This is a genomic window from Lentzea albida (assembly GCF_900111005.1).
Taxonomy (GTDB): domain Bacteria; phylum Actinomycetota; class Actinomycetes; order Mycobacteriales; family Pseudonocardiaceae; genus Lentzea; species Lentzea albida.
The window spans coordinates 37,288-59,172 of record NZ_FOFV01000003.1 but is presented as its reverse complement, the minus strand read 5'-3'; the positions used below and the strand labels follow the sequence as shown (position 1 = coordinate 59,172).

The window sequence follows — 21,885 nt, the reverse complement described above, 5'->3', positions numbered from 1 at the left end:
GGTGCTCAGGACACCACCTTGGTCAGCAGGTCCTCGACGCACGGGTCGTCGAGGGACTCGACGATGCACTTCCACAGCACGAGGTTCGCCTCGGCCCACTTCGTGTAGGTCGCGGCGGCCTCCGCGTCGTAGAAGTAGTAGCCCTCGTCGGCCTTGCCCACCTGCTCGCCCACGATCTTGTGCGCGAGCTCGCGCAGGGTGATGCCGTTCTCCTGCAGGTACTTGTGCGCGAGGACGACCGGCGTCACCGGCAGCGCCTTGAACAGCGTGTCCGCGTCGGACAGCGCCTGCGCCTCCAGCGAGATGTCGCGCGAGCGGGTGCGCATCTCCGCCTCGACGACGATGCTCTCGATCCATTCGATGTCGCCCAGCGGGACGCCGGCGACGAAGAGGGTCTTGCGGCGCAGTGCCGCGCCGTCCGTCGGCAGCGAGTTGCGGCGGACCATGTAGTTCAGGTCGTGCACCAGCGCGGCGACCTCCACGACGTCGCGTGCGGCGCCGTTGCGTTCGGCGAAGTGCACGGACTTGTCGCGGACGAAGCTGACGTGGTGCCAGCCGTGGAACTGCAGCTTGGCGGCCAGGTCCTCGCACAGCCGCTTCACGCGGTGCTCCACGTCCGCGATGACAGACCTCGGAATCCTCGTGCGCGTACGCATCATCAGCCCTCCCGACCAGGTGGGCTGATGGTAGGCGTGTCGCGAGGGCTTTAAAGGTGGTTCGTCAGTTCCTCCAGCCTGTCCTCGACGGGCACGTGCCGGTGGCTGATGCCGGTGTCCGGGTCGTAGCTGAGGCTCCACGGGGTCACGGCACGGGACTTGACCAGGAACGTCATGGTCCCGTCCGCCGCGCGCGGGATGCGGTGGAACTCGTGCGCGAGCAACATGCCGGTGGTGCCCTCGGTGCACTGGGTGCGGTTCGTGAGTTCCGTGCCGACGATCGAGCGGCCGCCGACGCCGAGCCGGGCGTCGAAGCGTTCGTGCAGGTAGGCGCCGCTCAGGATGGTGGTGCAGAAGTGGTAGCGGTGGTTGTGCACCGAGTCCGCGTAACCGGCGCGCCAGTCGGCCAGCGGTTTGTACTCGTGCAGCCAGAACGTGAACGGCTCGTCGACCTCGTCTCTGAGGCACCACGCGTAGTGCGTCGTCGTCTCACGCGAGTGCGCGATCACCCAGGTCGCTTGCTGGGGCGTGAGGCCGTCGATGTACGCGCGTAACTCTGCGCGCAGCTCGGGCCGGGCCGCCCAGTCGGTGAACCACGTGCCCACATCGGCCCAGTGGTCGACCACGGGGAATTCGGCGCGCTTCACCCGGGCGGCGAGCTCCTCGAGCGCGGACAACCCGGTGAACTCGGCTAGCAAGATCGATCAGCTCCTCAACTGAGCGGATGCGGAGAATTCACGACGGAATGCGTGGAACTTGCCTTCGAGTTCCGTGAAGCCGTCTTTGGTGAGTGCCTCGCCGGTGATCTTCTCGAACAACGCCGCGAAGTCGTCGCGGGTGGTCCCCGGCGTGATGGCGAAGTGGTAGCCGGCCTTGGAATTGCTGATGCGCAGGAACTCCGCGCGTTCCATCGCGTAAAGGAAGGAACTCTCGGTGAACCGGAGCGTGCGCGGATACGGCCTGAGCACTCCCGCCGTGTTGCTGTAGAGCGTGAGCCACGCCGAGTCGTCGAACAACTCAAGGCGGTCGAGCGGGGGATCCGAAACGATGGTGACGTCGATCCGCGTGCACCGGCTGCGGGCGGCGAAGAGCCCGACGAGTCCTATGCGGATCTGTTCCTTGAGCCGTTCCTGGATCTCGTCGTAGTCGCCGTCCGCGCCCTCGTTGCGCAGCAGGTACCGCGCCCGGCCGCTGATCGCGTTGTCGTCGCGCGGGTCGGCCAGCACGGCCCTGAGCTCGCACTCCGTCTGGCTGAGCAGCACTCTTCCCGCCGCGTAGCGCCCGGCGAACCCGCGGAAGCAGTACAACCGCGTCCGTTCGAGGTCCTGCATCATCAGCTGGTTGAACTCGGGGTCCGGCTTGGCCGTCGGCTCGAACACGTGGCTGGGGAAGAACTCGCGGTCGAGCGCCCGATACTGTTCGGTCAGCTCTTTGAGCGCCTTGCGGCTCTCCTCGATGACCGGTTCGAGCAACGCCTTCTGCGCCGCTTTCGACGTGATCAGCGTCTGCGTGAAGCTCACCACCGCCGAAATGAGCGTGCCCGTACCCAGTGCGGTCAGCAGGTTTCTAGCTGTACCGGAATCCATTTGACTGGAAATGGCCAGCGACGCACCCGACGTCACGACGAGTATGAGGAGGAGCAACCCGGTCCGAGTCCAGAACAACTCCTGGATCAGGTTGCTGCGGATGCCTCCGGCCTCCGCGGACACGTGTCTCCACCTCCTGGATCACCAGATTGGTCGCTACCCGAACGGACGAATGCTCTCGGTGTCCGATCAAGTGCGCGGAGTTACTGTACGCGTCGGTCTAAAGATAAGGAAGCTGCTATTCGTGCGACATTCAGGACCGGAATAACCGCCCTTGAGCGCAGTCGCCGGTCCGCACTCGTGCGCTTCGGTGACGCCCTGTCGCCGCCGCTCCTGCGCGAGTCGGATGAGGGTGACCCACCCACCCGAACGCACCCCTGTCGCGCTTCTTAGCCCGCTCGGCCGGTCACCGCGCTGGTCCGCGAGGCCGAAGAGGCGACCGGCCTCGCGCGCGGCCTGCTACACGCCGCTCACACGCGTCCGAATACGCTCACCCACCATGCGTAACGTCCTGCTCATCGCTTCTGTCGCGCTCGCGGCGGCCACCGGCCTCACCGGCTGCGCGGGCTCGGCCCAGCCCTCGGCGGGCGGGTCGTCGACCGCCGCCCCCACCACCCCCTGCAAGGCCGACGACTTCAAGGTCTCCGGCGACTTCGGCGCGGCACCCAAGGTCGAGATCCCGAACTGCAAGCCCACCGGCGAGCTCGTCGTCAAGGACCTGGTGACGGGCACCGGTGCCGAGGTGAAGGCCGGCACGACGGCCACGGTCAACTACCAGCTGACCACGTTCTCCGACAAGAAGGTGCTCGACAGCTCCTTCGAGCGCGGTGAGCCGTTCGACGTCGAGAACGTCGGCCAGGCACCGGTCATCGACGGCTGGAACGAGGGCATCGTCGGGCTCAAGGAGAAGGGCCGCCGTCTGCTGATCGTGCCGCCGGAGAAGGGGTACGGCAAGGGCGGTCAGGGCATCAAGGCGAACGAGACGCTCGTCTTCGTCATCGACGGCGTGAAGGTCTCTCCCGCCGCCTGACCCCCAGGAATTCGAAGGCCCCCGACCGCGCGAAACGGTCGGGGGCCTTTCTCACGCGCTCACGGCAGGAGCAGCAGCTTGCCGGTCGTCTTCCGCGACTGCAGGTCGGTGTGCGCCTGAGCCGCCTCCTCCAGCTTGTACCGGCCACCGATCCGGATGTTCAGCTCCCCGGACGCGATCGCCGCGAACAGGTCGTTCGCCCGCCCCTCGAACTCCTCGCGGGTGAGCGTGTACCAGCCGGTCGCCGGACGCGTCAGGAACACCGCACCGGCCGAGTTGAGCCGCTGCGGGTCGACCGGCGGCACCGGCCCGGACGAGGCGCCGAACAGCGCCAGCGTCCCGCGCGGCTTGAGCGACGCGAGCGACTGGTCGAACGTGTCCGCGCCGACGCCGTCGTACACGACGTCGACCTTCTCGATCTGCGAGGCGAAGTCGCCGTACCGCAGCACCTCGTCGGCACCGGCCTCGCGGGCCAGCGCCTCCTTCTCGTCCGTCGACACGGTCGCCACGACCGTGGCGCCCTTGGCCTTCGCCCACTGCGTCAGCAGCAACCCGACACCACCGGCCGCCGCGTGCACCAGCACCCGGTCGCCCTCCTTCACGACGTACGTCGAGTGGACGAGGTAGTGCGCGGTGATGCCCTGCAGCAGTGCGGCGGCGGCCAGTTCGACGTCCAGGTCGTCCGGCACCTTCACCGCGGCGGCCGCCGGCACGACGGCCTCGTTCGCGTAACTGCCGAGCACGGACATCCACGCGACCTTGTCGCCGACGGCGAACTCGGGGGAGTTGCTGACGACGACCTCGCCCGCGCCCTCCAGACCGAGCGTGAACGGCAGTGGGATCGGGTACAGGCCGCTGCGCTGGTAGGTGTCGATGTAGTTGACGCCCGCCGCCGCCACCTTCACCAGCAGTTCGCCGTCACCGGGCACGGGCGACGGCACGTCGGTGTGCTCCAGCACCTCCGGGCCACCGGTCGCACGCACCACCACTGCCTTGGGCATCTGTCCTCCTAGATCGACTCACCCCGTCAACCGGGGCTGCGACCGCTATGTTCCCGCTTCCGGGGAATGGGATGGCCTCCAGCATGGGCGCGCCCGGCCGGTCCCGCTCACCGCGCCCCGCCGGTTCCGCCCGCGCGCCTGGCCGCTTCCGCCCGGCACGTTCGGCGGAGTTCCCGTAGCGACACGGGCCACACGTCACTGGTAAGACCGGTCCATGCGAAAAACAACCCTGCTGCTGATCGCATGTCTGCTCCTCATGGGAGCGCTTCCATCGCACGCCGCCTCCGCCAAGAAGGGTGTGAACGCGGCCGACGACCCCGGCCCCGCCGGTGCCGCCATGACCGCACTCGACTCCCGCTGGTACTACACGTGGGCCTCGGATCGCCGGGGCATCCAGAGCAGTGCCGAGTTCGTGCCCATGATCTGGGGCGCGGGCAACGTCACCGACGCCGACCTGAACGCGGCCAAGGCCAACGGCCGCCAGCTGCTCGGCTTCAACGAACCGGACATGGCGGGCCAGGCGAACATGACCGTCGAACGCGCCCTCGACCTGTGGCCACGCCTGCAGAACACGGGCCTCAGGCTCGGTGCGCCCGGCGTCGCGTTCGGCGGTGACGTCGCGGGTGGCTGGCTCGACCGGTTCATGGCCGGCGCCAAGGCCCGCAACCTGCGCGTCGACTTCATCCCGATCCACTGGTACGGCCAGGACTTCTCCTCCGCCGCCACCGGACACCTGGAGTCGTACCTGCGCAACGTCCACAACCGCTACAAGAAGCCCATCTGGCTCACCGAGTACGCGTTGATCGACTGGCGTTCCGGCCGCGCCGTCTACCCGAGCCAGCAACAGCAGACGGCGTTCATCACGGCGTCCACCAGGATGCTCGACGGACTGTCCTTCGTGGAGCGCTACTCGTGGTTCACGCTGTCCACGAAGACCAGCCCGACGGGACTTTCGACGGGTACGGCGTTGACGGCGGCGGGCAACGCCTACAGGGCCGCTTAGCGCGAGAGCTGGGGAAGCCGAAGGCGGCTTCCCCAGCTCCCACTAGTCCTCGCCCAGCGCGACCCGGCGCGCCAGCCCCAGCGGCAGCGCGCCGGACCCCGCGATCCTGTCGTGGAAGTCGCGCAACGAGCCCAGTCCCGCCGCCAGGTAGTCGTCGCGGATCAGGTCGATCTCCAACGCCCCGGTCAGGTACGACGGCGCCTGCGTCGGCCACGCGCAGTACCGCTTCACCTCGCCCGTGGCGGTGCCCGGCGTCAGGGCCGTGCGCGCCACCATGAACTCCTCGGCCTCCGCCGGGGTCATGTCGCCGCAGTGCAACGACGTGTCGACGATCATCCGCGCCGCCCGGAACAGCCGCGCCTCGACGTGGCCCATCAGCGCGCCGCGAGTCGTGTAGTAACCGACTGACCGCAACAGCTTCTCCGAGTACAGCGCCCAGCCCTCGGAGAAGTAGGACGTGCGGAACACCTTGCGCAACGGGTGCGCGTCGCCCTGCGCCGCCAGCCACGCCGAGTGCCAGTGGTGGCCGGGGTAGGCCTCGTGCACCGAGATCGTCGGCAGCTGCGACCGCGCGTTGGTGCGCAGGCGTTGCGTGACCTGCTCGTCGTCCGCGCCGTCCGGGGTGAACGGCACGAAGAAGTAGCCGGTCCGCTTCGGCGTCAGCGGCGGCGGTCCCAGGTAGCTCGCCACCGCCATGAGCGCGCGCTGGAACGGAGGCGACGGCACGACCTGGCAGTCCTCGCCCTCGGGCATCGTGACGAGTGAGTGCTCGATCAACGCGGCGCGCGCCCGGGAGGTCTCCGCCTCGTACTCGGCGCGCATCGCCTCCATCGTCGGCGGGTGGTCGTCCTGCAACGAGCTCATCACCGAACGCCAGTCCGAAGAACCCGCCAGTTCGACGAGCTCGGCCTCGAGCGAGGCGTAGGCGTCCTGCCCGCGCTGGTGCAGCTCCGGGGCGCCGTAACCGAGCAACTCCTTGTCCTGCAACAGGGTTGAGTAGAGCTTCTCGCCCATCCGCCAGTCGCCGGACGCCCGCAGCGCCAAGTCCTCGAGGAACACCGCGTGCCGGTCGAACGCGTCCGCCGCGGGGCCGGCCGCCTCGACGAGCGTCGCGCGCCGTTCGGGCGTCGACACCTGCAGCGGCAGCTGCTCCAGCAGGAACGAGCGCCCGGTCCGCACCTGCCCGAGCGTGCGCAGCACGACCAGGGACGACGCCAGGGACGGGTCGAGGTTCGCCTCGGCGGCCGCGAGGACCGACGGCACCTCGCGCAGCTTCGCGACGGTCGACGCGACGAGGTCCTCCTCCGGCAGCAGCCGGTGCAGGAACGGCCCGAGCAGGCCGAAGAAGATCATCCCGGAGTACTCGTGCGGGTCGCGCCGCCAACCGGGCCACGCCTCCATCGCCGACGCTCCGCGCAGCACCGACACGGCGAGGTCGCGGTCCACCGACCTCGGCAACGCCTCCAGTCGCGCGAGCCAGCCCTCCTTCTCCCTGGACCGCTGCTCGTGGGCCGCGGCGGAGAAGTCCCCGAAGGTCGAGTAGTGCTCGAGCGAGCCGACCCCCGCGGCGTGCGCGGGGTGGTGGTCGAAGTACCACGAGAGGAACGTCGTCAGCGTGTCGGTGGTCACCCGGCTGAAGTTACCCGCTGGTTTTAGAGTGTGGGGGTGTCTGATCAAACCATTCAGAAGCGCATCGCCGAGTTCGTGAAGGCCCACGGCAAGCCGGACACGGCGGTCAGGGCCGTGGTCGAGCCGATCGGCCGGGCCGGCGCGCGGATCGTGCTGGTCGGCGCGGACGGCGCCATGGGCGACGTGATGGCGAAGGACGTCGAGTCCGCCACCAACGCCGTCGAGGCCGCCGACAACGTCGAGCAGGCCGAGTGGGACCGCGAGACGACCGCCGCCACCAAGATCGGCCCTGGTCACCGGCGCAAGATGGCCAAGATGCAGTCATGAGGGTGGTGCTCGCCTCGTGCGACCGCCTGCCCTCCGGCGACGGCGACGAGGAAGCACTCGTGGCCGCCCTGGTACGAGACGGCGTCGACGTGGCGTGGCAGCCCTGGGGCACGCCGGTGGAGGCCGACCTCGTCGTCCTGCGCACGACCTGGGACTACCCGGACCACCTGGACGAGTTCCTGACGTGGTGCGCCGCCGTCCCGGCGCTCGCGAACCCGCTGCCGGTGGTGCGCTGGAACATCGACAAGTCCTACATGGCCGAACTCGCCGCCCGCGGCGTCCCGGTCGTGCCCACCACCGTCGTGCGGCCGGGCGAGGAGCCCGTCTTCCCGGACGGCGAGTTCGTGGTGAAGCCCGCGGTCGGTGCCGGATCACGCGGCGCGGGCCGGTTCACCGACCACGCCGAAGCCCGCGCGCACCTGGAGTCCTTGGGCGTGAAGGCGCTGGTGCAGCCCTACCAGTCCAGTGTGGACGCCCACGGCGAGACGGCGCTGGTGTTCTTCGCCGGCGAGTACTCCCACTCGTTCCACAAAGGACCGATGCTGGCGCAGGGCCTCGCCGAGGCGGAGTCCGGCCTCTACGTCGAGGAACGGCTGGGCAGCATCGAACCGTCCGAGCGGCAGGTGGCGCTCGCGGAGCAGGTCCTCGACGCGGCCGCCGCGCTGCTGTCGTTGCGGCGCAGCGACTTCCTCTACGCCCGCGTGGACGTCGTCACCGGTGCCGATGGCGAACCGCTGCTGCTCGAACTGGAGCTGACCGAGCCGTCGCTGGGCTTCAGGCTGACGACCGACGAGGCCGCGTCCCGCTTCAGCAAGGCGATCCAGCAGGCTGCTTCACGAGCCTAGGTCCGGCGTTCCGCGGGCGATGCGCGCCAGCACGTCCAGCGCCGCACCCAGCCGGTCCACCGGCGGCGAGGCCAACGCGAGCCGCACGGCGTTGGGGGCCGCACCGACCGCGAACGCCGCCGCCGGCGTGACGGCGATCCCCTCCCGTGCCGCCGCGGCGGTGAACGTGTCGGCCCGCCACGGCGGCGGCAGTTCCCACCAGCAGTGGTACGAGCGCGGGTCCGCGCGCACGTCGAGCTTCTCGGCGACGAGCCGCTGGCGTGCCATCGCATCCGCGCGCTTGGCCTGCTGGACGGCAGCCGCCGTGCCGTCCGCGATGAGGTGCGCCGCCACCTCGACGGCGAACCGCGACGCCGTCCACCCGCCGGCCCGCACGGCTGCGGCGACCTCGTCGAAGAGGTGGGCCGGCGGCACGACGAAACCGAGCGTGAGCCCCGGCGCGACCCGCTTGGACAGGCTGTCGACCAGCACGGTGCGGTCCGGGGCGAGCGCGGCCAGCGGGGGATCGTCGCTCAGGAACGTGTACACGGCGTCCTCGATCAGCGGGACGTCGAGTTCTTCCAGCACCGCGACGACTTCCGCGCGCCGGTGCGCGGGCATCGTGACGCCGAGCGGGTTGTGCAGCACGGGCTGGAGGTAGACCGCCCGCACCGCCGCCGCGCGCAGGGAGTCCGGCACGACACCGTGCTCGTCCATCTCCAGCGGCACCACCGCGACCCCGAGCCGCGCGCAGATCGTGCGCACCACCGGATACGTCAACGCCTCCACACCGAGCCGCCCGCCCACCGGGACGAGCGCCGCGATCGTCGCCGCCAGCGACTGCTTCCCGTTGCCGGTGACCAGGATGCGCTCCGGCGAGGGCCGCCACCCGGTGCGTGCCAACAGGTCCGCCGCAGCCGTCCGGGCCGCGGCGGTGCCCGTCGCCCCGCCCGCCCGCAACGCCTCCGCCAGCACGTCCGGGCGCAGCACCGCGGCGAGGCTCGCCGACAGCAGCGCGGCCTGCTCGGGCAGCACCGGGAAGTTCAGCTGCAGGTCGACGGGCGCGCCACCGGGATCGGCCAGCGCGGGTTCCCCCGCCACCGCCCGCACGAACGTCCCACGCCCGACCTCGCCGACGACCAGCCCGCGCCGAGCCAGTTCGCCGTACACCCTAGCCGCGGTCGACGAGGCGATGCGCCGCCGCCGGGCGAACGCGCGCTGCGGCGGCAGCCGATCACCGGGCCGCAACCGCCCGGCCGCGATGTCGGCGGCGACGGCGTCGGCGATCCGCCGGTAGTCCTCCACGGCACCCCCATTGCACCGAGAGCAATGTTCTGATTGTACCGAGCAGAACCGCTGGTTACGGTCGGATCATGACCACCGCGACCGTCAACGGCATCACCATCGGCTACGACGACGAAGGCGCCGGCGACGACGTGCTGGTGCTGGTGCACGGCCACCCGTTCGACCGCACGATGTGGCGCCCGCAGGTCGAGCACTTCAGCCGCGCGGGGTGGCGCGTGATCGCCGCGGACCTCCGCGGCTACGGCGAGACCACCGTGGTCTCCGGCACCACACCGCTCTCCACGTTCGCGTCCGACCTCGCGGCCCTGCTCGACCACCTCGGCGTCGAGCGGTTCGTGCTCGGCGGCCTCTCCATGGGCGGCCAGATCGTGCTGGAGTGCGCGCGCACGTTCCCAGAACGCCTGCGCGGCCTCGTCCTCGCCGACACGTTCGCCCAGGCCGAGACCGAGGAAGGCCGCCGCGCCCGCAACGACATGGCCGAGCGCCTGCTGCGCGAGGGCATGGCCGGCTACGCCATCGAGGTGCGGTGGAAGATGGTGGCGCCGCACAACCCGGTCGTCGCCGAGTTCGTCTCGCAGCTCATGCACAACGCACCACCGGAAGGCGCGGCGGCGGCGTTGCGGGGCCGCGCCGAACGCCCCGACTACACCGAGACCCTGGCGACGATCACCGTGCCCACGCTGGTGATCGTCGGCAGCGACGACGAGTACACGCCCGTCGGCGATGCCGAGTACATGCACGAGCGGGTTCCGGGTTCGACGCTGGTCGTGGTGGAGGGCGCCGCGCACATGCCGAACCTCGAACGCCCCGAGGTGTTCAACAGGGCAGTGGAGGACTTGCTAGCGCAGACCTGACCCGATGCCGGTCAACCCGCGCACCTCCATCTCCGCCTGCTTCTCGGCGTCCGCCTTCTCCCCGCCCAGCACCGTGCCGAGGAACCCGGCCAGGAACGACAGCGGGATCGACACGATGCCGGGGTTCGACAGCGGGAAGAACGCGAAGTCGGCGTCCGGGAACACCGACGACTTCGAGCCCGAGATGGCGGGGGAGAAGACGATGAGCAGCACGCACGACGTGAGGCCGCCGTAGATGCTCCACAGGGTGCCGCGGGTGTTGAAACGCTTCCAGAACAACGAGTACAGCAGCGTCGGCAGGTTCGCGGAGGCGGCGAGGGCGAAGGCTAGTGCGACCAGGAAGGCGATGTTCTGGCCGTTCGCCGCGATGCCGCCGACGATCGCGAGCACACCCACGCAGATCGCGGTGATGCGGGCGACGCGCACCTCGTCGCGCGGGTCGGCCTCGCCGTGCTTGATCACGTTGGCGTAGACGTCGTGCGCGAACGAGGCCGAGGCCGTGAGGGTCAGACCGGCGACGACGGCGAGGATCGTGGCGAACGCCACGGCGCACACGATGCCCAGCAGCACGGTGCCGCCGACCTGGAACGCGAGCAGTGGTGCGGCCGAGTTCTCGCCGCCGGGGGCGCTGGTGATCTTGTCCGTGCCGACCAGCGCCATCGCGCCGAAGCCGATGACGAGGGTGCACGAGTAGAAGATCGCCATCATCCACGTGGCCCAGACGACGGACTTACGCGCTTCACGGGCATTCGGCACCGTGTAGAAGCGCATCAGCACGTGGGGCAGTGAGGCGGTACCGAGCACCAACGCCAGCGCCAGCGAGATGAAGTCGATTTTCGACAGGTCCGTGGCGCCGTACTTCACGCCCGGCGACAGCACGGCCTCGCCGAGAGGGGAGCGCTGCGTCGCGCGGTCGAGCATCGAGGAGAAGTCGAAGCCGAACTTGCCGATCAGGAAGATCGTCAGCAGCGACACGGACAGGATCAGCAGCACGGCCTTGATGATCTGCACCCACGTGGTGCCCTTCATGCCGCCGACCAGCACGTACAGCACCATGACGATGCCGACGACCGCGATGATGATGGCCTGGCCGACCTTGCTGTGCACGTCCAGCAGCAGCGCCATGAGGCCGCCGGCGCCCGCCATCTGCGCGATCATGTAGAACAACGAGATCACGAGGGTCGAGTTGGCCGCGGCCGCGCGGACGGGGCGTTGGCGCATGCGGAACGCCATCACGTCGCCCATGGTGAAGCGGCCGGTGTTGCGCAGCCGTTCCGAGATCAGCATCAGGCCGATCAGCCAGGCGACGACCCACCCGATCGAGTACATGAAGCCGTCGTAGCCGTTCACGGCGATCGCGCCGGAGATGCCCAGGAACGACGCCGCGGACAGGAAGTCACCCGAGAGTGCGATGCCGTTCTGCGTGCCCGTGAAACTGCTGCCCGCCGCGTAGTAATCCGACGCGCTGACGTTCCGCGTGGATGCCCGGTACACGACGTACAACGTCAGCAGCACGAAGACGCCGAAGACGGACAGGTTGATCGCGGTGTTCGCCCCGGTCACGCGAGCTCCTCGTCGGTTTCCGCGAGTGCGCGCACCTTGTCGACCTGCGGGTCGAGCTTCCGCTTGGAGTAACGCGCATACGCCATTGTGATGATGATGGTGGTGACGATCTGGAGGAATCCCATCGTCAAGCCGACGTTCACCGTTCCGAACAGCGGAGTGCTCATGAAGTCGGCGGCGTAAGCGGAAAGCAGAACGAAGGTGATGTACCAAGTGAGGAACACCAGTGTTGCCGGGAGAATAAAACGCTTCACCCGTCGCTTCAGGTCGAGGAAATCCTCGCTCGTCTGGATGGCGCCGTAATCAGGCTCACCGTCACCGTCTATGAGCAAAGCGTGACGGGGCTCTTCTTCAAAGGTCGCGAAACCGGGGGTGGCCGGGCGTGACACGGAGGGCAGCGCCTTCGTCATCAACCGCTCGCATTCGTTACGGGGAGTTGCCCGGCGAGGCTCCGCGCGCTCGGCGCGTCCGGTCCGGGGGTGGGAGGCGCAAGCGTAACCACGCGTGGCGGCGAGTCAATCCCCTGAACCTGCAGGACCACCCCAAAAGGTCGCTCGTCACCCTGGGTGATCGATCGTGCACGCCCGAGGTCGTTGTCGCGTCACGCTCTCTGGCCTACTATCCGCTCACACCCGATACGGCTGATGGAGATATCGAGCTGCGGGGACATCGACTCGCGGGGATTCGCCAGGCCAGGAGGTAGCCGATAGTGGGGCACTTCGAGCGCGCCTTGGGGATCATTTCGTGAATGTCGAGTGGAGAAAGATCAGCGACTGGCGCAACTGGCGCCTGCCCGTCAAGCTCGGCGTGGTGCTCGCCGTCCCGGTGGCCGTCGCGGTCGGCGCGGGCGCGATGCAGATCTCCGGTTACGTCGACCGGTCCGACAACTACGTGCAGATGCAGGGCCTGGTTCGTCTCAGGGCGGATCTCGCGCCCCTGATCTCGAGCGTCCAGCAGGAACGCACGCTCGCCGCGCAGAGCGCCACCAGCGGCTCCGGCGTCGGCGCGTACCAGAACCAGATCAGCGCCACCGACAACGCCGCCGCGACCGTGCGCCGCCGCGTCGACCGCACCGAGGGCGTCAGCGACGTCGCGCGCCAGCGGTTCCTCGAGCTCGGCGGCCAGCTGGAGACGCTCAAGAACCTGCGGGAGAAGGTCGTCCAGGGCGGTGACGGCGGCGACCCGTCCGGCGGCACCACCGGCTACACCGCGGTCGTGAAGTCGTTGCTGGACTTCGAGCAGGCGCTCGTCGGCCAGTTCAACGACGACGCCATCTCGGGCACCGCGCAGGCCCTGCACCACATGGTCATCGCACAGGAGCAGGTCTCGCTGCAGCACGCGCTCGTCTTAGCGGGGATCGGCCGCGGCAAGCTGCTCGGCCCCGAGATCCGCGCGCTGGAGCAGTCCGACATCCGCCTGCAGGACCGCCTGAACGACTTCCAGGCCATCGGCACCACCGAGCAGCGCCGCGCCTACGACCAGACCGTCACCGGTGCCGGTGTGGCGCTGCGCACGGCGTTCGTGGAACGCGCGCTCACCCAGCCCGAGGGCACCCCGCCGCCGACGACGCGCCCCGGCCAGCCCAAGCCGCCGCAGGAGTTCGGCATCGCCGTCGACGACTGGAACAAGTCGTCCGGCACCACCGCGCGGCTGATGGAACAGGTCGGCCGCGGACTGCAGGACGAGCTCGCGAACACCGCCGCCGCGCTGCAGGACGACACGTCCAACAAGGCAGGCGCCGCCGCGGTCGTCCTGCTCGCGATGCTGCTGATCGCCGGCACGCTCGGCTTCGTCATCGGCCGCTACCTGCTGCGCTCGCTGTCGGAGCTGCGGCGCTCGGCCCTCGACGTGGCGCACCACCACCTCCCCGAGGTCGTCGCCGCGATCCGCGCCGACCGCAAGCCGGACACCGAGATCGAACCGGTGCCGGTGCACTCCGTCGAGGAGTTCGGCCAGCTGGCCCGCGCGTTCGACGCCGTGCACGAGCAGGCCATCCGCTCCGCCGTCGAGCAGTCCTCGCTGCGGTCGGGCATGAAGAACATCTTCGTCAACCTGTCGCGCCGCTCGCAGGGCCTCGTCGAGCGCCAGCTCAAGCTCATGGAGGAGCTCGAGCGCCACGAGGAGAACCCCGAGCAGCTCGCGAACCTGTTCAAGCTCGACCACCTCGCGACGCGCATGCGCCGCAACAACGAGAACCTGATGGTGCTGTCCGGCACGGACATGGCGCGCCGGTTCAGCCAGCCCGTGCCGCTCGCGGACGTGCTGCGCGCCGCCGCGTCGGAGATCGAGCACTACCAGCGCGTCGTGGTGAAGTCGACGCCGTCGGTCGAGGTCGTCGGCTACGCGGCCAGCGACCTGGTGCGCCTGGTCGCGGAGCTGCTGGACAACGCCACCGCGTTCTCCGCGCCCACCACGCAGGTCGTGATCGGCTCCCGGCTCGACCAGCAGGGCTCCGTCCTCGTCGAGGTCGCCGACCAGGGCATCGGCATGGGCCCGGCCGAGCTGACCGAGGCCAACGAGCGGCTCTCGTCCGGCACCGAGGACGACGTGCCCGTGTCGCGCCAGATGGGCCTGTTCGTCGTCGGCAGGCTCGCGGGCCGCCACGGCATCACCGTCCGGCTGCGCGGGGCGGGGGAGGGCCGGGAGGGCCTGCGCGCGTTCGTGCTCGTGCCGGCGGAGCTCGTCCGGTCGAACCAGGAGGCCCCGGCACCGTCGCAGCCGCGCCACGCCGCGCTGCCCCAGCCGAAGCAGCCGATCGCCAAGCAGCCGCACGTCGTCGTGAAGACGCCGAACCTGGCGCCCCCGGCCGTGCCCGCCCCGGCCATCGAACAGCCGCGCGAGTCGGCCGAGTGGACGTCGTTCCGCGGCGCCGCCATCGACGAGTCGCTGCCGCAGCGCACACCCCGTTCCGCCGCGGCCGAGCACAACGGTGTGCCGGCCGAATCGCCGAGTGAGACGACGTCCTCCTGGTTCGCCGGCAGCGGAGTCTCGGACGAATCGGTCAACAGTGACCATTCGTCGGCAGGGCCCAACCTTGGACCCTCCCCAATGTCGTCACCGTCAGTAGTGGCATCCTGGTTCGGCAAGAAGCCCGGCGGAACCGTGTGGGAGCAGGCCGGAGACCCCGTGACGGACGCCGGTGAGACCGACGCCGGGCTGCCGAAACGGGCACCGCGCAAGAACCTGCTTCCCGACCTCGCGGAACGGCCAGGAAACGTCGCGCGTCCCGCCACGGGCCCGAAGCGCGATCCTGAACGAGCACGGGGCTTTCTCGCGAGCTACCAGACGGGCCTGCGCCAGGCGCCGCTCGGTGGCGGCGGGAACGGAAGAGGCCAGGGGAACGGCCAGTACAACGGGGAGAAGGCATGAGCACGCCGCAGTCGCGTCCGGTCGACCAGTTCGGCTGGTTGATCACGAACTTCACCGATCGCGTGGCCGGTGTCGCCCATGCCATCGTGATCTCGGTCGACGGCCTGCTGCTCACCAAGTCGACAGGTCTGCCCCCCGAGCGCGCGGACCAGCTCTCCGCCATCGCCTCGGGCGTCGTGGCGCTCACGCTGAGCGCCTCACGATGCTTCGAAGGTGGCGGAGTGTTGCGCACCGTGATCGAGATGGACTACGGGATCATGCTCCTCATGTCCATTCGAGACGGGTCTTGTTTGGCGGTTCTCGCCGCCCCCGACAGCGACGTCGGTCAAGTGGCCTACGAGATGACCGTGGTCGTCGACCAGGTGGGCCAGATCCTCACCCCCGAACTGCGAGCGCAGCTGCACAGCGTGAGGTGATCCATGAGTTCGTCCTCTGACGCGCCCCGACGACGGAGGCGGGCCGAGACGCCCGCCGAGCAGACCTTCGCGGACCTGATGAACGGGTTCTCCCTGGACTCGGGCCGCAAGCGCACGCGCATGCCGGACGAGGTGCCGGAGCGCGACACGACTCCCGTCGTCCCGCGGACCGAGGTGCCGGCGTTCGAGCCCGTCTTCCCGGAGCCGTCCGACGCCTCGATCGTTCGTGCATATGCCTGGACGGGCGGGCGCACTCGGTCGAACATCAACCTCGAGATCGAGACACTTGTCTCCGCCAATGATCAGAGTCGGCTGTCGACAGGTATCTTGCAGGCTGAGCACCAACGCGTCGTCGAGCTCTGCCACACCCCGCGGTCCGTCGCGGAAGTGGCGGCACTGATGCGACTCCCGCTGGGAGTCGTGAAGGTGTTGCTCGGCGACATGGCGGAACGAGGTCTGGTGGACGTGCACCAGACCGCTTCCGCGGGCGGTGACACGCCGGACCTCGGGTTGATGGAGAGAGTGCTTAGTGGACTACGTCGGCTCTAGATTTCCCGAATTCGGGCCCCCCGGGCCCCCCGGTCGGGAGCTGACCTCGGCCAAGGTTGTCGTCGCCGGTGGCTTCGGCGTGGGCAAGAGCACTTTCATCAGGTCCATCGTGGAGAGCGATCTCCTGACGATGAGCTCCCTCGCGCCGGAGCGCGCGGGCGGCGTGACGGAACTGGTCCGCATCCAGTTCGGACGCGTGTGGCTCGACCCGGGTCTCGCCCTGCACCTGTTCGTGGCGCCGCAGTGGCAGGACGCCCGCGCGGGCTGGACCGACGTGGTGCGCGGTGCCGTCGGCGCCGTCGTGCTGTTCGACATCATGCGCCCGGCGGACTCCGTGGACGCGATGCGGTACTTCGAGGACCACAACATCCCGTACGTGCTGGCGCTGAACAACGTGCACGCCTCCGTCCGGGGTGACGTGAAGGCCGTGATCCACGGCATGGGCATCTCGCCCGACGTGCCGGTGCTGCACTGCGACCCGCGGGTGAAGCTGTCCGTGCGGGAGGCGCTGATCTCGTTGACCGAGCACGCGAAGCTGGACCGGTGGCGCCGGCGGCCGGGGCCCGACGAGACGACTCCGCTCGCGCCCGTCTGCTGACTTGGAGCAGGTTCAAGCGCTCACACCTTCTGGTTGTTCGGCCCCGAGTGACTGGCACTCGGGGCCGTTCGCTGTCTAGCGTCGCCTCCGGTGGCCGTGGCAATGGCCGCCACACGTGTCAGACTGGATCTGTGGGTCGACCGGTGTCAGAAGGCCAGGCTGGGGGTGACGAGGTGACCACTGCGCGGCGTCTGGACGGCTACACCCTGGACGACTGGGAGAGCCTTGACCCGCAAGAGGGCCGTCGCGTCGAGCTGGTCGACGGGCGATTCGTCGTGACCCCCGCTCCCGCTGCCAAGCACCAAAGGGTGGGCGACCGGCTGGCGCGCATCCTCGACGACGCCGTCGCCGCCGAAGGCATGGAGGCGCTGACAGCCGTCGGAGTCCGAGTCAGCGAGTCCTTCGGCTACATCCCGGACGTGGTGGTGGCGACCGAGCGGGTCGAGACCGTGTCCGTCGACGTCGCGAACGTCGCGCTGGTGGTCGAGATCGTCAGCCCGTCCACCAAGAAGAGCGACCGCCTGGAGAAGCCGGCTGCTTTCGCCGCGGCTGGCGTGCCCGCGTACTGGCGAGTGGAGCTGGACGTCGCGGATGGTCCGGTCATCTACTGCCACCGGCTGAACGACGGCGTGTATTCGGACGTTGTGACGCTGACGCCGGGAAGCAGGGAGCCGGTGCTCGTGGTGGGCACGATCTCCGTCGCCTTCGACCCCGCTGATCTTCACAAACCACGCCGCTGAACCCACCAGAGTGATGCCGGGAGGGAGACCTCCCGGCCTTCGACATGCCCCGAACCGTTGACAAGATCGCTACGATGGCTTCAGTGTCGACCGAAAGGGATCCTGATGAGCGTCGGGCGGGAGACCAGGCTGTCCGCCTGGATCGAGCGGTTCGCGGCCCACTTCGCCGAGGAGGGCATCCCGCTGATCGGTGGCCGCATCCTCGGCTACCTGCTGGTGTGCCAACCGGTCGAGCGCACCGCCGCCGAGCTCTCCCAGGAGCTCGAGGCGAGCAGCGGGTCGATCAGCACGAACCTCAAGTACCTGGTCAACGTCGGCCTGGTGACCAAGCGGACGCGACGCGGACGGCAGGCGGCCGAGTACCGGATCAACGAGAAGGCCTGGACGGAGTTCATCCAGCGCAAGCTCACCGCGATCGCCAGCGTGCAGGTCCTCACCGACGACGGCATGCGGTTGCTCAGCGGCGACCCGGAGCGCGCGCAGCGTCTCAAGACCGTCGACCGGCTCTACGGTTGGCTCTCGGAGGAACTGCCCGCTTTGTGGGAGCGCAGGCCCGCTTCACCGAAGTAGCGTGGTGCCATGTGGCACCCGTTTCGCGATGACATCGAGTACTACGAGGAGCGAGCCCGCGGGCTGCTCGCCTCCGCGTGGGACGGTGTGCCGGGTGCGTTGGAGGTCTTCGACGACGTCCCGCTGACGGACGAGGGCGCGCACATCGTGCTCGCGCAGGCCCACGGCTGTGAGGACTGGCGGGCGCTGAGGGCGAACATCCGCAAGCCGCGGCCGTTCGCCCGTGCCTACCAGGCCATCGAGATGCAGAACCCCGGTGAGCTCAAGGCGATCGTCACGCGCGACCCGTGGCTCGTGAAGGCCAGTGGCACCAACGGCAACGACCTGCTGGGGCTGTCGGCGGCCAAGTGCGACGAGCGGCTCGTCGAGGTGTTGCTCAGCGCGGGGGCGGAAGTCGACCACCAGAACGTGCACGGCTGGACGGCGCTGCACCAGGCCGCGTACGCGGACCAGCCCCACCTGGCCGAGCTGCTGCTGGCCAAAGGTGCGCGCACCGACCTGGAGGCCCGCGGCGAGGGTGGCACGCCGCTCACCGTGGCGTTGTTCTGGGGCAACGCGAAGACCGCGGAACTCCTGGCGCGGCACGGGGTCCAGCCGTCGAACCTGCGTACCGCGGCCGGCTTGGGGGATCTGGACCTCGCCGCCGAACCGGAGGCCAAGCGCGGCTACTACCGCCCGCACAGCGGTTTCCCGCGCTGGTGGCCGACGAACGACCCGCAGGAGGTGCTCGACGAGGCGCTGTCGTGGGCCGCCCGCAACGACCGCACCGAGGTGTTCGGCGACCTGCTCAAGCGCGGCGCCAGGATCGACGCCGACGTCTACCGCGGCACGGCGCTCGCGTGGGCCGCCTGGTGCGGGCTCGAGAAGGCCACCCGCACGTTGCTCGACCTGGGCGCGAACCCCAACCAGCGCACGACGTTCGGCGGCCCGATGCACGGCGAGGGCGTGACGGCGCTGCACCTCGCGGCCGAACGCGGCCACCTGCCGGTCATCCGCGTCCTGCTGGACGCGGGCGCCGACCGGACCATCACCGACGTGAACTTCGAGGCCACGCCCGCGAACTGGGCTGGCCACAACGACCAGGGCGAGGCTCAGGCCTTGCTGAGCGCCTGATCGTCGTCGGAAGGCACCTCGACGACGTGCGTGCGTTCGCGCGAGGACGTCCACAGTGCCGCCGTGGCAACGACGACGGCCCCGGCGCCGAGCACGTGGATCGAGACGAGGACCTCGGGCACACCGGTCCAGTACTGGACCATGCCGAGCGCGCCCTGGGCGAGCACGACACCGACCAGCGTCCAGTAAGTGCGGGTGCGGGTGAAGAACCCGATCGCGATCAGCAGGCCGAGGAACAGGAACAGCAGGTCCGCGTGGATCTGCGCGAGCGTGGCGACCTCGACGTCCAGGCGCGGCGTCGACGCGTCACCGGCGTGCGGCCCGGCGGCCGTCACCCACGTGCCCGCGAGCAGCAGGGCGCCCAGCACGACGGCCATGACGACCTGGAGCTTCATCAACGGCGCGGGCACCTTGAGCCGGGCGGGACCGTCGCCCTCGGACAGCGAGCTCACCAGCAGCACGGCCATCCACACGAGACCCATCGAGATCAGGAAGTGGATCGACACGGTGTACCAGGCGAGGCCCGTCAGCACCGTGATGCCGCCGACGACCGCCTGCACGGCCACGCCGACGAGCTGCACGAGCGAGAGCACCAGCACCCGGCGGCGCCGCGGCAGGTGGAACCACGCCGCCAGCACGCACAGGGCCGCGATGATGCCGACGACACCGGTCAGCGTGCGGTTGCCGAACTCGACCCACTGGTGCAGGGTCGCGACCTCGGGGTGTTCGACGGGGGTGACGCTGCCCTCGAAGCACTGCGGCCACGTCGGGCAGCCGAGACCGGAGCCGGTCACGCGGACGATCGACCCGGTGACCGCGATTCCGGCCTGCGCGATGACGACGGCAATCGCGAACGCACGCTGCCAGGACACGAGGAAGGCGGTCAGCTTCGACACGCCTTGATGGTAGGCGCCGTTATGTCAGCTTCGTCGTCCGGGTCGCCAAGGCGCCCGCCACAACACCCCAGGCCACGAGCACTGCGACGGGGCCCACACCGGGTGCCGTGCCGTGCACCACAGACGTTTCGAGCGCCTGGGCCAAAGCAGCCGACGGCAACAGGTGCACGAACCCGACGGGCACCGACAAAGCCACCCCGCCGACCATCAGCAGCACGAACCAGATGATGTTCGCCAGCGCCAGCACGATCTCGGCCCGCAGCGCCCCGCCCAGCAGCACGCCCAGAGCACCGAACGTCAGCGTGCCCAGGACGATCAGCAGCACGACCCACGGCAGCCCTGAAAGAGGGAAGCGCCAGCCCAGGACCAACGCCGTGACGGCGAGCAACAAGATCTGCAAAGCGACCACGACCAGCGCGCCGCACACCCGTCCGGCCACGAGCAGCCAGCGGGGCAGCGCCGAGGCGGAGAGCCGCTTCAGCACGCCGTAACGCCGGTCGAAGCCCAGCGCGATGGCCTGCCCGGTGAACGCCGACGAGATGATCGCCAGCGCGAAGATCCGCGCCGTCGCCGACCCCACGCGGGGCTCGGGCATCGGGATCACCGACATGACCGACAGGGCCACCAGCAACGCCAGCGGGATGATCACGGTGAGCAGGATCTGCTCGCCGTTGCGCAACGTCAGCATCGCCTCGGTGCGCGCGTGCACGAAGAGCATGCGCGGTAGCGAACCGCGGCCGGGCGCGGGCTTGAACGTGCCGGGAGCGAAGGTGGTCACGAGCGCAGCTCCCTGCCGGTCAGCTCCAGGAAAACGTCTTCGAGGCTGCGCTTGGCCACCGTCAGCTCCTCGGCCAGCACGCCCTGCTGCGCGCACCACGACGTGACGGTCGACACGACCTGCGGGTCGATCAGCCCCTCCACGACGTACGCGCCCTTCGTCGCCTCGCGCACCTTCAGCCCCTCGGGCAGTGCGGCGGACAGCAACGACAGGTCGAGACCCGGCCGGGCGCGGAACCGCAGCTGCTGGTCGTCCGCCCGGTGCGCGGTCAGTTCGGCGGGCGAGCCCTGCGCGACCACGCGGCCCTCGTCGATGATCACGACGTCGTCGGCCAGCGCCTCGGCCTCGTCCATGAGGTGCGTCGTCAGCAGCACGGCCACGCCGTCGTCCTTCAACGCGGCGACGAGGTCCCACACCAGGCGGCGCGCCTGCGGGTCCATGCCCGCGGTCGGTTCGTCCAGGAACACGAGCTCGGGCCGGCCGATCAACGCGCACGCGAGCGAAAGCCGTTGCTGCTGGCCGCCGGAGAGCCTCTTGTACGGGGTGCGCGCGGCACCGCCGAGCCCGAGGACCTCGATCAGCCACTTCGGATCGAGCGGGTTGGCGGCGCACGCCGCCACGAGGTTCAGCATCTCCTCGGCGCGGATGCCGGGATAACCGCCACCGCCCTGCGGCATCACGCCGATGCGGGGGCGCAGCGCCTCACAGCCGGGCGCCATGCCGAGCACGCGCACCGAGCCGTCGTCGGCCTGCCGGAAGCCCTCGCAGATCTCGACCGTCGTCGTCTTGCCCGCGCCGTTGGGCCCGAGCAGGGCTAGCACGGTGCCGGGCTGCTGGACGAGGTCGAGGCCGTCGACGGCGGTCTTCGAGCCGTACCTCTTGACCAGCCCCGACACTTCCACCGCAGGCTGGGGATTCGGGCTCACAGGCACGAAGCCTAGGCGGTCGGGGCGGTCCGCACGCAGTTGGGTCATTCGGCCCATTCCTGAAGTGGAGCTGAAAAAGGTGGGGCTGGCCCTACCCCGGTGACTCAGGGACACCTCAGGGTCCCCTCGGGGGAGTTCCCCATTGGTTGATC

General features: G+C 69.6%; 23 protein-coding genes. 12 read left to right on the top strand and 11 right to left on the bottom strand.

Annotated elements, in window-relative coordinates; genetic code table 11:
• Positions 1-5: 5 nt before the first annotated feature.
• Genes BMY74_RS09270 through BMY74_RS09260 form a run of 3 tightly spaced genes read right to left on the bottom strand, consistent with a single transcriptional unit; the run spans position 6 to position 2,365 of the window.
• Entirely contained in the window at positions 6-659 is a 654-nt protein-coding gene (locus tag BMY74_RS09270; RefSeq protein ID WP_177229654.1) for an HD domain-containing protein, read from the bottom strand.
• Between the two features lie 47 nt (positions 660-706).
• Positions 707-1,354 carry a hypothetical protein gene (locus BMY74_RS09265; protein WP_089912870.1) on the bottom strand — a complete coding sequence of 216 codons (648 nt, stop codon included), beginning with the start codon at positions 1,352-1,354 and terminating at the stop codon, positions 707-709.
• Between the two features lie 6 nt (positions 1,355-1,360).
• Entirely contained in the window at positions 1,361-2,365 is a 1,005-nt protein-coding gene (locus BMY74_RS09260) for a hypothetical protein (RefSeq protein WP_089912867.1), read from the bottom strand.
• Between the two features lie 376 nt (positions 2,366-2,741).
• Between BMY74_RS09260 and BMY74_RS09255 the strand changes: the two genes are divergently transcribed.
• Positions 2,742-3,272 carry an FKBP-type peptidyl-prolyl cis-trans isomerase gene (locus BMY74_RS09255; protein ID WP_089912864.1) on the top strand — a complete coding sequence of 177 codons (531 nt, stop codon included), beginning with the start codon at positions 2,742-2,744 and terminating at the stop codon, positions 3,270-3,272.
• Between the two features lie 59 nt (positions 3,273-3,331).
• Here the strand turns inward: BMY74_RS09255 and BMY74_RS09250 are convergent, their stop codons facing one another.
• Entirely contained in the window at positions 3,332-4,273 is a 942-nt protein-coding gene (locus tag BMY74_RS09250) for a quinone oxidoreductase family protein (protein WP_089912861.1), read from the bottom strand.
• Between the two features lie 214 nt (positions 4,274-4,487).
• On the opposite strand from BMY74_RS09250, the gene BMY74_RS09245 reads away from it, so the two are divergent.
• Positions 4,488-5,276: a glycoside hydrolase family protein gene (locus tag BMY74_RS09245; RefSeq protein WP_089912858.1), complete on the top strand. Its 789-nt coding sequence runs from the start codon at positions 4,488-4,490 to the stop codon at positions 5,274-5,276.
• Positions 5,277-5,318: 42 nt separating this feature from the next.
• On the opposite strand, the gene BMY74_RS09240 is transcribed toward BMY74_RS09245, so the two are convergent.
• Positions 5,319-6,905: a DUF885 domain-containing protein gene (locus BMY74_RS09240; protein ID WP_218159582.1), complete on the bottom strand. Its 1,587-nt coding sequence runs from the start codon at positions 6,903-6,905 to the stop codon at positions 5,319-5,321.
• 36 nt (positions 6,906-6,941) lie between these two features.
• Between BMY74_RS09240 and BMY74_RS09235 the strand changes: the two genes are divergently transcribed.
• Positions 6,942-7,232, top strand: a complete 291-nt coding sequence (locus BMY74_RS09235; protein ID WP_245785996.1) for a hypothetical protein — start codon at positions 6,942-6,944, stop codon at positions 7,230-7,232.
• Positions 7,229-8,077 (top strand): ATP-grasp domain-containing protein, encoded by an 849-nt coding sequence (locus BMY74_RS09230; protein WP_089912852.1) that lies wholly within the window; start codon positions 7,229-7,231, stop codon positions 8,075-8,077. The genes BMY74_RS09235 and BMY74_RS09230 overlap by 4 nt, the downstream gene beginning before the upstream one ends.
• Here BMY74_RS09230 and BMY74_RS09225 read toward each other — a convergent pair.
• The gene (locus BMY74_RS09225; RefSeq protein WP_089912849.1) at positions 8,066-9,361 is read right to left on the bottom strand and encodes an aminotransferase-like domain-containing protein; all 1,296 of its coding nucleotides are present in this window, start codon (positions 9,359-9,361) and stop codon (positions 8,066-8,068) included. The two genes, BMY74_RS09230 and BMY74_RS09225, sit on opposite strands and share 12 nt — an antisense overlap.
• Before the next feature lie 68 nt (positions 9,362-9,429).
• Between BMY74_RS09225 and BMY74_RS09220 the strand changes: the two genes are divergently transcribed.
• Positions 9,430-10,215, top strand: a complete 786-nt coding sequence (locus BMY74_RS09220; RefSeq protein ID WP_089912845.1) for an alpha/beta fold hydrolase — start codon at positions 9,430-9,432, stop codon at positions 10,213-10,215.
• Here the strand turns inward: BMY74_RS09220 and BMY74_RS09215 are convergent.
• Positions 10,201-11,778: a solute symporter family protein gene (locus BMY74_RS09215; protein WP_089912842.1), complete on the bottom strand. Its 1,578-nt coding sequence runs from the start codon at positions 11,776-11,778 to the stop codon at positions 10,201-10,203. The two genes, BMY74_RS09220 and BMY74_RS09215, sit on opposite strands and share 15 nt — an antisense overlap.
• On the bottom strand, positions 11,775-12,188 hold the full coding sequence (locus BMY74_RS09210; RefSeq protein WP_089912839.1) for a DUF485 domain-containing protein: 414 nt from the start codon (positions 12,186-12,188) through the stop codon (positions 11,775-11,777). The genes BMY74_RS09215 and BMY74_RS09210 overlap by 4 nt, the downstream gene beginning before the upstream one ends.
• 334 nt (positions 12,189-12,522) lie before the next feature.
• On the opposite strand from BMY74_RS09210, the gene BMY74_RS09205 reads away from it, so the two are divergent.
• From BMY74_RS09205 to BMY74_RS09180, 7 genes are all read left to right on the top strand, one after another.
• Positions 12,523-15,147, top strand: coding sequence for a sensor histidine kinase (locus BMY74_RS09205; RefSeq protein WP_245785995.1), 2,625 nt, complete (start codon positions 12,523-12,525; stop codon positions 15,145-15,147).
• The gene (locus BMY74_RS09200) at positions 15,144-15,563 is read left to right on the top strand and encodes a roadblock/LC7 domain-containing protein (protein ID WP_089912836.1); all 420 of its coding nucleotides are present in this window, start codon (positions 15,144-15,146) and stop codon (positions 15,561-15,563) included. The genes BMY74_RS09205 and BMY74_RS09200 overlap by 4 nt, the downstream gene beginning before the upstream one ends.
• Positions 15,564-15,566: 3 nt before the next feature.
• A complete protein-coding gene (locus BMY74_RS09195; RefSeq protein ID WP_089912833.1) occupies positions 15,567-16,112 on the top strand; it encodes a DUF742 domain-containing protein in 546 nt (181 codons plus the stop codon).
• 79 nt (positions 16,113-16,191) lie between these two features.
• On the top strand, positions 16,192-16,710 hold the full coding sequence (locus BMY74_RS44910; RefSeq protein WP_177229653.1) for an ATP-binding protein: 519 nt from the start codon (positions 16,192-16,194) through the stop codon (positions 16,708-16,710).
• A 173-nt stretch (positions 16,711-16,883) separates the two neighbouring features.
• Entirely contained in the window at positions 16,884-17,450 is a 567-nt protein-coding gene (locus BMY74_RS09190) for a Uma2 family endonuclease (RefSeq protein WP_177229652.1), read from the top strand.
• A gap of 105 nt (positions 17,451-17,555) precedes the next feature.
• Positions 17,556-18,020, top strand: coding sequence for a GbsR/MarR family transcriptional regulator (locus BMY74_RS09185; RefSeq protein ID WP_089912827.1), 465 nt, complete (start codon positions 17,556-17,558; stop codon positions 18,018-18,020).
• Positions 18,021-18,029: 9 nt separating this feature from the next.
• Positions 18,030-19,133 carry an ankyrin repeat domain-containing protein gene (locus BMY74_RS09180; RefSeq protein WP_089912824.1) on the top strand — a complete coding sequence of 368 codons (1,104 nt, stop codon included), beginning with the start codon at positions 18,030-18,032 and terminating at the stop codon, positions 19,131-19,133.
• Here BMY74_RS09180 and BMY74_RS09175 read toward each other — a convergent pair.
• The 3 genes from BMY74_RS09175 to BMY74_RS09165 are packed head-to-tail and all read right to left on the bottom strand — an operon-like array spanning position 19,112 to position 21,709.
• A complete protein-coding gene (locus BMY74_RS09175; RefSeq protein WP_089912820.1) occupies positions 19,112-20,029 on the bottom strand; it encodes a COX15/CtaA family protein in 918 nt (305 codons plus the stop codon). The genes BMY74_RS09180 and BMY74_RS09175 overlap by 22 nt on opposite strands.
• A 19-nt stretch (positions 20,030-20,048) precedes the next feature.
• On the bottom strand, positions 20,049-20,807 hold the full coding sequence (locus tag BMY74_RS09170) for an ABC transporter permease (protein ID WP_371927606.1): 759 nt from the start codon (positions 20,805-20,807) through the stop codon (positions 20,049-20,051).
• Positions 20,804-21,709 carry an ABC transporter ATP-binding protein gene (locus BMY74_RS09165; RefSeq protein ID WP_245786053.1) on the bottom strand — a complete coding sequence of 302 codons (906 nt, stop codon included), beginning with the start codon at positions 21,707-21,709 and terminating at the stop codon, positions 20,804-20,806. The genes BMY74_RS09170 and BMY74_RS09165 overlap by 4 nt, the downstream gene beginning before the upstream one ends.
• Between the last annotated feature and the right edge of the window lie 176 nt (positions 21,710-21,885).